The organism is Zhenhengia sp., from assembly GCF_046966505.1.
Lineage (GTDB): Bacteria > Bacillota > Clostridia > Lachnospirales > Cellulosilyticaceae > Zhenhengia > Zhenhengia yiwuensis.
The window spans coordinates 25,527-38,085 of record NZ_JBKVCH010000003.1 but is presented as its reverse complement, the minus strand read 5'-3'; the positions used below and the strand labels follow the sequence as shown (position 1 = coordinate 38,085).

12 protein-coding genes are annotated in these 12,559 nt (G+C 36.8%); 11 read left to right on the top strand and 1 reads right to left on the bottom strand.

The genetic code is table 11. The features are described 5' to 3' along the window. Window positions 1-106 precede the first annotated feature (106 nt). Window positions 107-796 (top strand): FMN-binding protein, encoded by a 690-nt coding sequence (locus ACLTBU_RS04340; RefSeq protein ID WP_177671121.1) that lies wholly within the window; start codon window positions 107-109, stop codon window positions 794-796. Window positions 797-842: 46 nt separating this feature from the next. On the opposite strand, the gene ACLTBU_RS04335 is transcribed toward ACLTBU_RS04340, so the two are convergent. Beyond that, window positions 843-1,364: a GNAT family N-acetyltransferase gene (locus tag ACLTBU_RS04335; protein WP_177671120.1), complete on the bottom strand. Its 522-nt coding sequence runs from the start codon at window positions 1,362-1,364 to the stop codon at window positions 843-845. A 292-nt stretch (window positions 1,365-1,656) separates the two neighbouring features. On the opposite strand from ACLTBU_RS04335, the gene trmL reads away from it, so the two are divergent. The 10 genes from trmL to rlmD all read left to right on the top strand — a co-directional run bounded on the left by trmL (window position 1,657) and on the right by rlmD (window position 12,296). Further along, the gene (gene trmL / locus ACLTBU_RS04330) at window positions 1,657-2,145 is read left to right on the top strand and encodes a tRNA (uridine(34)/cytosine(34)/5-carboxymethylaminomethyluridine(34)-2'-O)-methyltransferase TrmL (RefSeq protein WP_177671119.1); all 489 of its coding nucleotides are present in this window, start codon (window positions 1,657-1,659) and stop codon (window positions 2,143-2,145) included. An 82-nt stretch (window positions 2,146-2,227) separates the two neighbouring features. After that, entirely contained in the window at window positions 2,228-2,923 is a 696-nt protein-coding gene (locus tag ACLTBU_RS04325) for a C40 family peptidase (protein WP_177671118.1), read from the top strand. A 122-nt stretch (window positions 2,924-3,045) separates the two neighbouring features. Further along, the gene (locus tag ACLTBU_RS04320; RefSeq protein WP_177671117.1) at window positions 3,046-5,445 is read left to right on the top strand and encodes an endonuclease MutS2; all 2,400 of its coding nucleotides are present in this window, start codon (window positions 3,046-3,048) and stop codon (window positions 5,443-5,445) included. Between the two features lie 15 nt (window positions 5,446-5,460). Beyond that, window positions 5,461-6,150, top strand: a complete 690-nt coding sequence (locus ACLTBU_RS04315) for a response regulator transcription factor (protein WP_177671116.1) — start codon at window positions 5,461-5,463, stop codon at window positions 6,148-6,150. Then, window positions 6,102-7,586: a sensor histidine kinase gene (locus ACLTBU_RS04310; RefSeq protein WP_177671115.1), complete on the top strand. Its 1,485-nt coding sequence runs from the start codon at window positions 6,102-6,104 to the stop codon at window positions 7,584-7,586. The genes ACLTBU_RS04315 and ACLTBU_RS04310 overlap by 49 nt, the downstream gene beginning before the upstream one ends. A gap of 104 nt (window positions 7,587-7,690) precedes the next feature. Then, window positions 7,691-9,100, top strand: coding sequence for a S1C family serine protease (locus tag ACLTBU_RS04305; RefSeq protein ID WP_412217789.1), 1,410 nt, complete (start codon window positions 7,691-7,693; stop codon window positions 9,098-9,100). An 89-nt stretch (window positions 9,101-9,189) separates the two neighbouring features. Beyond that, complete coding sequence (locus ACLTBU_RS04300) at window positions 9,190-10,128, top strand: 3'-5' exoribonuclease YhaM family protein (RefSeq protein ID WP_412217787.1); 939 nt, start codon at window positions 9,190-9,192, stop codon at window positions 10,126-10,128. Then, a complete protein-coding gene (locus ACLTBU_RS04295) occupies window positions 10,125-10,406 on the top strand; it encodes a hypothetical protein (RefSeq protein WP_412217785.1) in 282 nt (93 codons plus the stop codon). The genes ACLTBU_RS04300 and ACLTBU_RS04295 overlap by 4 nt, the downstream gene beginning before the upstream one ends. Beyond that, entirely contained in the window at window positions 10,394-10,930 is a 537-nt protein-coding gene (locus ACLTBU_RS04290) for a Dna2/Cas4 domain-containing protein (protein WP_412217783.1), read from the top strand. Before ACLTBU_RS04295 ends, ACLTBU_RS04290 begins: the two co-directional genes overlap by 13 nt. Window position 10,931: 1 nt before the next feature. Next, window positions 10,932-12,296 carry a 23S rRNA (uracil(1939)-C(5))-methyltransferase RlmD gene (gene rlmD / locus ACLTBU_RS04285; RefSeq protein ID WP_412217780.1) on the top strand — a complete coding sequence of 455 codons (1,365 nt, stop codon included), beginning with the start codon at window positions 10,932-10,934 and terminating at the stop codon, window positions 12,294-12,296. The last annotated feature ends 263 nt before the right edge of the window (window positions 12,297-12,559 follow it).

Below are 12,559 nucleotides of genomic sequence, written 5' to 3'. Positions count from 1 at the left end.
TCATTTAAAAAGACTATGCCAAAAGATGCATAGTCTTTTTCTTTTGAGGGAAACTACACCTTATAGAAAACTATATCTTTCAAATGAGAATTAAGGAGGCAGTATAATGAAGAAATTCATGACCATGCTCATTGTAAGCCTTGGATTTAGCCTATTACTTACAGGCTGTAGTAGAGATGACCAAGGTAAAGTAGATGCAGCAGCTAATGGGCAAGTAGTAGAACTGGAAGGACAACAAGACCAATATGGCTGGTTCCCTCATATGCGACTCACTTTCAATGGAGACACATTGACAGAGGTTTATTTTGACTACATTGATGATAATGGCGCTAAGAAATCTGATGATGAAGAATACAATTCAACAATGAAAGAAAAGACAGGTGTGAGTGCTAAAGAAGCACAGGAAATGCTTCGCCAAAATCTTATTGCTGTACAAAATCCAACAGCAGTAGATATTGTAACAGGTGCAACACAGACTTCTACAGAGTTTATGGCTATGGCAGATCAAGCTTATAAACAATACTTTAATGGTGAAGTCAGTGCCAATAACTATGGCAACGGTAACCCAAATACAACAACAGATGATAAAGGCATCACAGACGATAAGCAAGTTCAGGAGCAAAAACCAGAAGGTGAAAATGCACCAACTTATGATAATGGTGGGGATGGAAGCCCTAATTCACCTGAAAACAATAAAAACTCAGAAGGTAGCGACAAAGCATCCTCTGCATCAGAAGGTGCTGGAGAATCTGGTGGCGGTGCAGGTGCCGGCGGTGGCGGTGCAACAGCAGAATAAAATAACAAATAAATAAATAAAAGGTGCTAAGTTTGATTAGCACCTTTTATTTTTCTATAGCCATATTAAATTGTACAGGGTAAAGAACTTGTCCTTTGAAGTCTAATTCTTCAGGACTAAGTTTTTTCACAAGAAAAGCTTCTTCTGGGAAGCTAGCAGGTGGTGTAATTTCATATTGAGAAGCTGGTTCAAAACCAAAACGTCCATAGAATTTTGGATCACCTAATACAATGATGAGCTTATGTCCTAAGTATTTTGCTTTTTTTAGCCCTTCCTCAATAAGTAAACTCCCAATACCTTTTTTCTGAGCGTCTTCTTTTACACCTAGAGGCGCAAGCGCTAAGGCCGGATAAGTTTTATTGCCATCTTTAATAACAACGCGTGTGAAAAGAATATGTCCTAAAATTTCAGAGTTTTCCTCTGCAACTAAAGAAAGTTCACTATGGTAGTAATTAGTTGTTCTAAGTCTGTCAACAAGCTCAGCTTCAATAGTACGATTGAAAGCAGATTGATGTACAGCAAAGATTGATGTATAGTCATCTTTTTGTTCTGGTCTAATAATCGCCATGTCAGTCCCTCCTTCTAGGTAAGTCTATTTTAACAAATAATATGTGGATAAGCCATAGATTATGCTTAGAAAATAGATTTAACGCTATTAGATAATGTTTAGAATATATTAAAAATTAATAGATTTTTTGGAGAGAGAATTGTATGAAATATATCCAGTATGGAAAACACTTTGTATTCTTTAAGTGTTTTAAGGGCAGCACAAGACATAAAATGGGAAGATAGTGCCATTGAACTTGATAAAAGAAAATAAAGTGTACTATAATGAGCATAGAAACTAAGGAGGCATAGCTATGCATATTGTATTACATGAACCAGAAATACCACAAAATACAGGAAATATTGCGCGTACATGCGCAGCAACAGGTGCCAAACTGCACCTTATTGAGCCATTAGGTTTTTCAATTGATGAAAAAGCTTTAAAGCGTGCAGGTCTTGATTACTGGCACCTTTTAGATGTTAAAACGTATAAAAATTTTGAGGAATTTCTAGAAAAGAATAACTATCCTAAAATTTATATGGCTACAACCAAGTCTCAACATACACATGTAGATGTGAAGTATGATGAAGACAGCTATATTATGTTTGGGAAAGAAAGTGCAGGGATTCCAGAGGAGATTTTAGTAAAGTACCCAGATACCTGTGTACGTATTCCTATGATTCCAGAGGCAAGATCACTTAATTTATCTAACTCTGTAGCCGTTATTCTCTATGAGGCTTTAAGACAGACAGATTTTAAACTGCTTCAGACAGAAGGAGCGCTCCATCGTCTTCATTGGTAAGAAAAATATCTCTTGATGTATAGAATGGATAAAGCTGTATCATAATATAACAGTATTTGAAAAATTATACTCAGGAGGAACTATGAGAACATTAAAGAGGCATATACTTGTAATGGGATTCATCTTATGTACATGTGTAAATGTATATGCGGCTAATAGTGGAAGTCAAAGTTTATTTCCTAAGTCTCTTGGTATGACTGGCGAGATAGTAGGAAAAAATGTTAATATACGTAATCATCCAGATGTACATGCAGATGTTATTGAGAAGGTAAGCCATAAACCTGTTCAAGTAGTAGGCAAGAACCACGAATGGTATAAGGTTTTAACACAAAACGGAGAAGGCTGGGTGTATAATACGTATATAGAGGTGCAGCGTGAAGAACTTATTCCTTATGCTAAGGTGAAAGGCGAAGAACTTGTAGAGTATGGCTTACAGTTTCTAGGTACACCTTATGTATGGGGTGGAAATAACTTAACGGGTGGTGTAGACTGTTCAGGCTTTACCCAACAAGTATTTGGTGCTTTTGATATTGATATCAGCAGAGTTTCTTATATGCAGGCTTTAGATGGCAAAGAAGTCAGTAAGAATGAATTAAGAACAGGGGATCTTATTTTCTTTGATACAACAGGTATCAATAATGGTCAGATTTCACATGTGGGTATCTATATGGGAGATGACAAGTTTATTCACTCAGAAAGTACAAGAGGTGTGACGGTTAGTAATCTAAGCAGTGGTTATTATACACGTAACTATGTAAAAGCCATTCGTGTGCTTTAATGGATGAAGAAAAGAGGCTACTTATCAAGTAGCTTCTTTTTTTGTTTTCAAAAGCTCAAAAATGTGTAATAATAAGGATAAAATGAGATATAAAAGGAAGAAAGTATAGAGGGTTATTGATTATGAATGAAAGAACCTTAAAAAAATTAGAATTTCATAAGATAAAAGAAATGCTTAAAGCACACGCTGTAACGGAGAGCGGTAAAGAACGTGTAGAAGCACTCCTTCCAAGCTCTGACTATGAAGAAGTTGTAAAGCTTCAACAAGAAACAGCCGAGGCTTTAGCTATGTCTGTTAAAAAAGGTAAAGCACCTCTTGGCAGCACAAAAGAGATTCGCACAGCTCTAAAACGTGTGGAAATAGGTGCTATATTAAGCAGTGGGGAGCTTCTTAATATAGCCAGTATTCTAAGAACAAGTAGACGCCTTAAAAGTTATTACAAGGAAGATGTAGAAGAAGTTAAGTCGCCAGCTCTTGAAGGTTACTTTGAAAGTTTAGCAGTATACCCTGATGTAGAACGTGAAATTACACGTTGTATTGTAGCAGTAGATGAAATTGCAGATGATGCATCACCTGAACTTGCTCAAATTAGAAAGCAAATAAAAGCAGCTAATGGCAAAATCCGTGAGACCCTTCATAGTATTATTTATTCTTCAAAATATCAGGACATGCTTCAAGAGGCCGTTGTAACGATGCGTCAGGACCGCTACTGTGTACCGGTTAAAGTGGAGTATAAGAATGCTTTTAAGGGGATTGTACATGACCAATCTTCAACCGGTTCAACTGTATTTATGGAGCCAGTAGCAGTTGTAGAATTAAACAACAACCTTAAAGGGCTTCATATGAAAGAAGTGGATGAAATCGAAAAGATTTTAACGAACCTTACGAATTTAGTAGCAGATGTAGCACCATTTATTTTAATGAACTATGAGAATATTACAGCGTTAGATGTGATTTTTGCTAAAGCAGAATTTGCTCTTAAAATCGATGCAAGAGAGCCAAAACTTAATAATAAAGGGTATATTAATCTTAAAAAAGCAAGACATCCACTCCTTAATCAAAATGAAGTTGTGCCTATTGATGTGTATGTAGGGGATCAGTTTACGACTCTTCTTATTACAGGACCTAATACAGGGGGGAAAACCGTAACACTTAAAACATTAGGTGTCTTTACACTTATGGCACAAGCAGGGATGCAGATTCCAGCAGGTGAAGGAAGTATGATTAATGTCTTTGATGATGTTTTTGCAGATTTAGGTGATGAACAAAGTATTGAGCAAAGCTTAAGTACCTTCTCAGCTCATATGACTAACTTAGTGCGTATTTTAAATGATATGACACTTAATTCACTTATTTTACTTGATGAGGTAGGTTCAGGTACTGACCCAATTGAAGGGGCAGCTTTAGCTATGTCTATTTTAGAGCATTTAAGAAAGCAACAAATTCGTACGGTTGCTACAACACACTATAGCGAACTTAAGCTCTATGCTGTTTCAACAGAGGGCGTAGAAAATGCAAGTTGTGAATTTGATGTAGAATCTTTAAGACCAACTTATAAGTTACTTATTGGTGTACCAGGTAAGAGTAATGCTTTTGCCATTTCTATGAAGCTTGGACTTCCAGAACATCTTATTGAAGATGCAAAACAGTTTTTACATAAAGAAAATGTAAAAATGGAAGATATTTTAGTAGAGTTAGAATATAGTAAACGTATGTCTGAGATTGAAAAAGAAAAAGCAGAAGGCTTTAGAAAAGAAGCCGAACGCTTAAAAGATGAAATCCAGAAAGAACGTAAAAAACTTGAAAAATCTAAACAAAAAATCATGGAACGTGCAAATGAGAAAGCGAATGTCCTCTTAAAAGAAGTACAAAAGCAAGCTGATGATATGTTAAAAGAAGTACGTCAGGCAGCACGTCAGGCACAAGTTGTTATTGATGAAAAAGGTCTTCATGATGCTAAGAAGCAATTAACAGAAGGGACTACTAAGATGCAGGGTAAACTGCAAAAAGCTGTAGGGCGCAAAGTAGGACACAAAAAGGTTTCTAAAAATATTCAACCAGGTGAAAAAGTTATGGTTACAACCCTTATGCAGCCAGGTGTTATTTTAGAAGCACCAGATAGCAGTGGTAAAGTACTTGTACAGGTAGGGATTCTTCCTGTTAAAGTGAAACTGACAGATCTTCAACGCATAGATGAAGAAGCTGTGTCTCAACCAGTTAAAAAAGATAAACCTAAAACAAATAGCGGTGTAAGTCATCGTATTAGTAAAACTATGAACATTAAAACAGATGTAGATGTAAGAGGCTTAATGGTAGATGAGGCACTACCTATTGTAGATAAATATTTAGATGATGCTTACCTTTCAGGCCTTAAACAAGTAACAATTATTCATGGTAAAGGCACAGGTGCCTTAAGACAAGCTGTTACGCAGATGCTAAAACGCCACCCACATGTTGCTTCACATAGACCAGGTCTATATGGTGAAGGTGAAATGGGTGTAACAGTTGTAGAAATTAAATAATAAGGAGGAAAACTTATGAATAAGACAAAAATTCTCGTTGTAGATGACGATACGAATATTGCAGAACTAATTTCCCTATACCTTCAAAAGGAAGGGTATGAAACACAAGAAGTATACAGTGGTAAACAAGCTGTTGAAGTTTATGAAACTTATAAACCAGATTTAATCTTACTAGATGTTATGCTACCTGAAATGGACGGTTATGATGTATGTAAGGCTATAAGACGCACAAGCAAAACACCTATTATTATGCTCACAGCTAAATGTGATGTATTTGATAAAGTATTAGGCTTAGAACTTGGTGCTGATGACTATATTTCAAAACCATTTGATCCAAAAGAACTTATTGCACGTGTTAAAGCTGTACTAAGAAGAACCATTAAAGATGAAGAAGTGCCTATAGAGGTGAAAAATCGTATTGTACTCGAAGACCTTATTGTCGATAAAGACAATTATTCAGTAACTTATCAAGGTAACTTATTAGAATTACCACCAAAGGAACTTGAAGTGCTTTACTTCCTTGCAAGTCATCCGAAACAAGTATTTACAAGAGAGCAGCTTTTAGACAAAATCTGGGGCTATGATTTTGTAGGTGATACACGTACAGTAGATGTGCATATTAAAAGGCTAAGAGATAAATTTGAAGGTGATCATCCATGGAGTATAAAAACAGTATGGGGAGTAGGATACAAGTTCGAGAGATAAAGAGAAAATCTCTGTTTCCAACTTTATTTAGTAAACTACTTACTTTATACCTAAGTATTTTAGTTGTTACTTTTATATTCTTCTTTGCGATCTTCTCGAATGCTTTTCAAAAATACTATGTAGACTATACAGAAAATATTATGATTAAGCAGGCGAAGCTGATTGCAAGTGAGTATCAAGAAGTAGGAAGTATGAAACAATCTTTGCAAAAGACGTTAGAACGTGTCTTCTTGCGTGTAGAAGTATTAGACAGCTATCTAGATGCGACAACTTGGATTGTAGACAGAGATTATAATATGGTAGTGGCTTCAGGCAAGCAGGATTCTATGATGATGGACCGTAAGCTTGCCAACCCAGAAGTCATTCAGGAAGTGTTTAAAGGCAATGTTATTTCACAGCAGACAGGGTTTGAGCAGTACTTTGCGACACCAGTACTCACAGTAGGCTATCCGATTATACTTGGTAATCAGATCGAATATGCACTCTTTATTCACACACCTATGCCTCAGATTCAGAAAATCATTGATGAAGTACGTGATATTTTAATGAAGGCTGTATTTATTACAACGAGTATAATTTTTGTACTTATTTATTTTATGTCTAAGCAGATGACTAAACCGCTTAAACAAATGAACCAAATTGCTAAGAAAATCGCTAATGGGGACTTTGAAAAGCGTGTATCAATAGATGGAGAGGATGAAATCAGTCAGCTAGGTAGCTCTCTTAACTATATGGCAGGAGAGTTAGATAAGATAGAGGCTAACCGTAAGTCCTTTATCGCCAATGTATCTCATGATATGCGTTCGCCCCTTACGTCTATACAGGGCTTTGTTACAGCCATTTTAGATGGGACAATCCCACCCGAAAAGCACGAGAAGTATTTACGCATTGTTCTTAATGAGTCACAGCGTATGATTAAGATGACCAATGATATTCTAGAACTGAATAAAATGGAAGAAGGTAATTTGCCCCTTAAGAAGATGGAATTTGACATTCATGAAATGATTCGGGACCTTTTAGATAACTTTGAGCAGGTTACGAAAGAGAAAGAAGTCAAGGTCAATGTGATTTTAGATAAAAAAGATCAGATGGTGTTTGCAGATCCTGAAAAAATAGCGAGAGTTGTTCAAAATTTATTAGATAACGCGTTTAAATTTGTTAACAAACAGGGAACAATTGAGGTAGAGACTGTAGCTAAACAACATAAAATATGGGTCTATATCCGTAACAGTGGCCCGGCTATTCCAGAAGAAGAACAAAAAAATATATGGGAACGCTTCTATAAGGCTGATTTATCAAGAGGTAAAGATAAAAAGGGCATGGGTATAGGTCTTGTCATTGTAAAAGAAACCATGAAACAGCATAATGAAGAACTCGGTATTATCTCTAAAGAAGGTGAAATGGTCACATTTTATTTCACACTTTCTAAGATTTAGTTCAAAATAATACTACCTTCTTTTTACAATGTGTTAATACAGTATTCAAAAAGCAACCCTATACTACAGTCATAAGATAAGAAGTTGTAAATGGAGGCGACGTTATGCAAGACAATAACTTAAATAATCCTAATGAACAAGATTCAATTATAGATGTACCTTATACATCAGAGCCAAAGCCAGAAGATGAAATGAATCAAGAAGAAGCTACTTATGCAAAGGAAACAGCTCAGCCAAGAGCTAATAAAGATATTCCTCTTCCACCTTACATTGAGCCAAATGGGACTTATTATCATGAAACCATTAAAGAGAAAAAACGTGGAAGTAAGGCAAGTAAGAAACAAGGGCCTGGTGGTTTCGGTAAGTTTGCAGCAGGGCTTGTTATTGTAAGTATGGTAGGTGGTGTATCATTAGGCGCAGGTTATGCTTTTACAGCACCTCTTGCAAATAAGCTCTATGAAGACAAGTACGGTATTACAAAAGAAGTTGCAGAAAAAAATGAAGTAACACCTTATGCACAGTCAACAGGATATGTAACACCACTTTCAGCGAATAATTCTATTGCAGACATTGCAGAAAGTGTAGGACCATCTGTTGTATCCATTAAAAATAATAAAGTTGTAACAACATGGGCAGGGGAATTTAATCAAGAAGGACTTGGTTCAGGTGTTATCTTTAAGGTAGATGATCAGAAAGTGTATATCATTTCTAATGCACACGTTGTTGAAGGAGCTACTACACTTACTGTTACATTCTTAGGGAACTCAAAAGTGCCAGCCAATATTGTTGGGTATGATACCATAACAGACATTGCAGTAGTAGCTGTAGATAAAGCAGATATTCCAGCTGATATTGTAGGCCAAATTAAACCAGCTACATTAGGAGACAATGACAAGCTTCGCGTAGGTGACTTAGCAATAGCTATTGGTACACCAATTGATGAGGCTTATGAAAATACAGTAACAGTAGGGGTAGTAAGTGCCCTTGACCGTGAAATCAGCTTAACAGATCAAAAGCTTAACTTAATCCAAACAGATGCAGCCATTAACCCTGGTAACAGTGGTGGCGCTTTGGTAGGGCCAACAGGTGAAGTTGTTGGAATTAATACGATTAAGTTAGTTGATAGTGAAATTGAAGGTATGGGCTTTGCGATTCCAATCAATGACGTTAAACCGATTGTAGAAGAGCTTATGACAACAGGTAGCATTGCAAGACCAGTGCTTGGCATTGTAGGAGAAAACCTTACAGAAGAACTTGGTAATTACTGGGATATTCCAGTAGGGATTATGGTTGTACAGGTACAGCCAGGTACAAGTGCTGATGTAGCAGGTATTAAACAAGGAGATGTTATCCTTGAATTTGATGGACAACGCATCAGTACGATGGAAGAACTTAAGGAGTTACTTTTAGATAGAAAAGTAGGGGACCAAGTGAAAGTGAAAGTAGTACGTGGTTCACAAAAACTTACACTAGATGTAAAACTTCAAGGAAAAGCACAGCCAGCTGTACAATAAATTGAAAAAGAATGCCGAGGACACCCTCGGCATTCTTTTATATTGTAAAGATTTATGATACAATGTAAGGCAGTAAAGGAGCGGATACTATGAGCCTTATTAATGAATTAAAACCAGAGGATAAAGTGCAAGGGAACTATCTGTGTAAATATAAACAAATCCTTAAGAATAAAAATGGTAAGGAGTACATTACGATTAAACTCCAAGATGAATCAGGCCTTTTAGAAGGGAAGATTTGGTCTATTCATCCCGGTATAGAAAGCTTTTTAGCCGATGAAGTGGTTTATGTAGAGGGAGATGTAGTGCTCTATCAAGATAACCTTCAGCTCAACGTAGGTAAAATTAGAAGAGCTGAAGAAGGTAGTTATGACCTAACTGCCTTACTCCCACATACGCGTAAAGATGTGAAGGAACTTGAAAATAGCCTATTAGAGTTAATCGACCAGGTCGAACATCCTGCTATTAGACAGCTCCTTGAAAATATTTTCTGTGATGAAGCGGTCTATAAGAACTTTATGCTAGCAGCAGCAGCAAAAAGTGTACACCACGCTTATATAAGTGGACTTTTAGAGCATACAATCAATGTAGCCCATATTGGTGTGTACTTGTCAGGGCTTTATGAAGGGGTGAACCGTGATTTAGTCATTGCAGGATGCTTACTTCATGATATAGGGAAGTTATACGAGCTTTCACCATTCCCACAAAATGATTATACAGATGAAGGGCAACTTTTAGGGCATCTTATCTTAGGGCTTGAAAAAGTGATTGAAGCAAGTAGGGAAATTCCAGATTTTCCAAAGGAAGCAGGTCTTATTTTAAAACATATCTTGCTGGCCCATCATGGCGAATATGAATATGGTTCACCAAAGCGTCCAAAATGTATAGAAGCGATGATTGTACACCTTGCAGATAATGCAGACTCTAAGCTTAAAATGTTTGAAGAACTTCTTCAGGCAACAGATGAAAACGAGAATAATTTAGGCTATCATAAAATTTTAAATCGTAATATAAGGCGTACTATTTTATGAGAAAAAGCGAAACACGTATTTCAGCTAATGAAATTAACCGCTTTATGTACTGCCCTAACCAATGGTATTACAAAAGAATCTATGGCACTAAAGCCCTTAATGAGCAGTATAAGGCTTTAGGCATAGAAAGCAGTAGCCATGAATCCAACTTTGAAAAGGGAATGCAGCATCATAAAAGATATCATCTGAAATACCGTTTATTATGTTATGTAAGATGGGTCATTATGCTGATCATTGTTCTTAGCGTGATGAAAGTGGTGATTGAGTGGATACAGTAGTTTTTGTAAGTATAATAGCAGTTTTTTTAGGACTTTTATATGTGCTTTTAAGACCGAGTATTAAGGTATATCATAAGGTACAGGCAGGAGAAAAATTTGCTAGCCTTGTTTATACAGATGAAACAGGGGGGAAACTTTTAGTATCAGAAGAGTGGGATTTGCAAGGAAAACCAGATTATATCTTTAAAAAATGGTTTAGAAATCGGTATATTCCTTTTGAAATCAAAAGTGGGAAAGCTAAGGAAGACTGGCCACATGAAGGAGACTTGATGCAACTTCTAGCCTATTTTATCTTAGTAGAAGAAGCGTATGGCACAAGACCACCTTATGGCAGGCTGGTTTATAGTAATAAAACCTTTAAAGTACGTAATACATGGAGGCATCGCAATCAGCTTAAAAAGGTACTTGAAGAAATGCGAGATATGCTCGATGAATATGGTGGAGCCAGAACGACTAAGAATTACTTGAAATGTAAAAATTGCATTTGCCAGTATACAGTCTGCGAATGTGAGGAAGAGGATTAGAATGAACGAAACAGTGAAGAAAAACGACATTTATGAAATAGAGATTACAGATATAGGCACGAATGGAGAAGGCATTGGGAAGCTTAATGAATTGGTCATTTTTATACCGGATGCTGTAACAGGTGATAAACTTAAAGTGAAAATACTTAAAGTGAAAAAGAATCTAGCTTACGGTAAGGTTGAAGAAGTAATAGAGCCGTCGCCTCTTAGAAGAGAGCCTTACTGCGCTGTATCTAAGAAGTGCGGAGGGTGTCAGCTTCAACACCTTTCTTACAAGGCGCAGTTAGAGTGGAAACAAAATAAAGTATACAATGCTCTTACACGTATTGGAGGCTTAAAAGATATAGAAGTGCTGCCTACACTCGGTATGGAAAATCAAGCTCACTACCGTAATAAGGCACAGTACCCAATTCGTAAGGAAGATGGCAAGGTACAAATCGGTTTTTATGCAAGCCGTAGTCACCGCGTTGTTGACTGGGAAAGCTGTGGCATCCAAGATGCAAGATGCGAACAGGTTATTAAGATTGTTAGAAACTTCTTAGAGACACATAATATTTCTATTTATGATGAAGAAAAGCATACAGGCCTTGTAAGGCATTTAATGGTGCGCACAGGATTCTTTACAGGGGAAATGATGGTATGCCTTGTCATAAATGGAGACAGCCTGCCACATACAGAGGCCTTTTTAAAAGCACTTGAAGCTGTAGAAGGCATTACAAGTGTTGTGTTAAGCATTAATAAAGCTAAGACCAATGTAATTCTGGGTTATGAGATCAAAGTGCTCCAAGGCCGAGATTATATTATTGATACAATTGGGGATTTAAAATTTAAGATTTCAGCCCTTTCCTTCTTCCAAGTGAATCCAGTGCAGACTAAAGTGCTCTATGACAAAGCATTAGAGTATGCAGAGCTTACAGGTAATGAAACGGTATGGGATGCCTACTGCGGGACAGGAAGTATTTCACTTTTCCTAGCACAAAAAGCTAAGAAGGTATACGGCGTAGAAATCGTAGCCCCTGCCATTGAAAATGCCAATGCCAACGCAGAACTTAATAGCATTACCAATGCAGAGTTCTTCGTCGGGAAAGCAGAAGAAGTCATTCCGGCTAAGTACAAAGAGGGCCTTGTAGCGGATACAATCGTAGTAGACCCACCACGCAAAGGCTGCGACGAAGCACTTCTTGAAACACTTATTAAAATGGCCCCAGAGAAAATCGTATACGTATCCTGTGACCCTGCAACCCTTGCAAGAGATTTAGGATATCTAGTAGGAAATGGCTATAAAGTAGAAAAGGTACAACCAGTGGATATGTTCCCGGAGACGACCCATGTGGAGACGGTAGCACTGTTTGTTAAAGAAAATTAAGTAATACCAAGGGTTTGAGCGATTAGGCTCGCCCTTTTTTTATGTGTAAATACGTGTGAGGGAATATATTTTATATGTTCCCAAAGGGTTAGGGGGGTATACTAATAAACGAAATAAAGGATATTTGCGCAAAAGTATATGTTGAAGTATAAATATAATTGCGTAAAATATTTCTAAGTGTTTGGAGAAAAGTTAGGTAGGATGACAAAGTAGCTTTAATGAAACTAGATTTGTAGGAGTATAAAATAAATAAAGTAATAGGA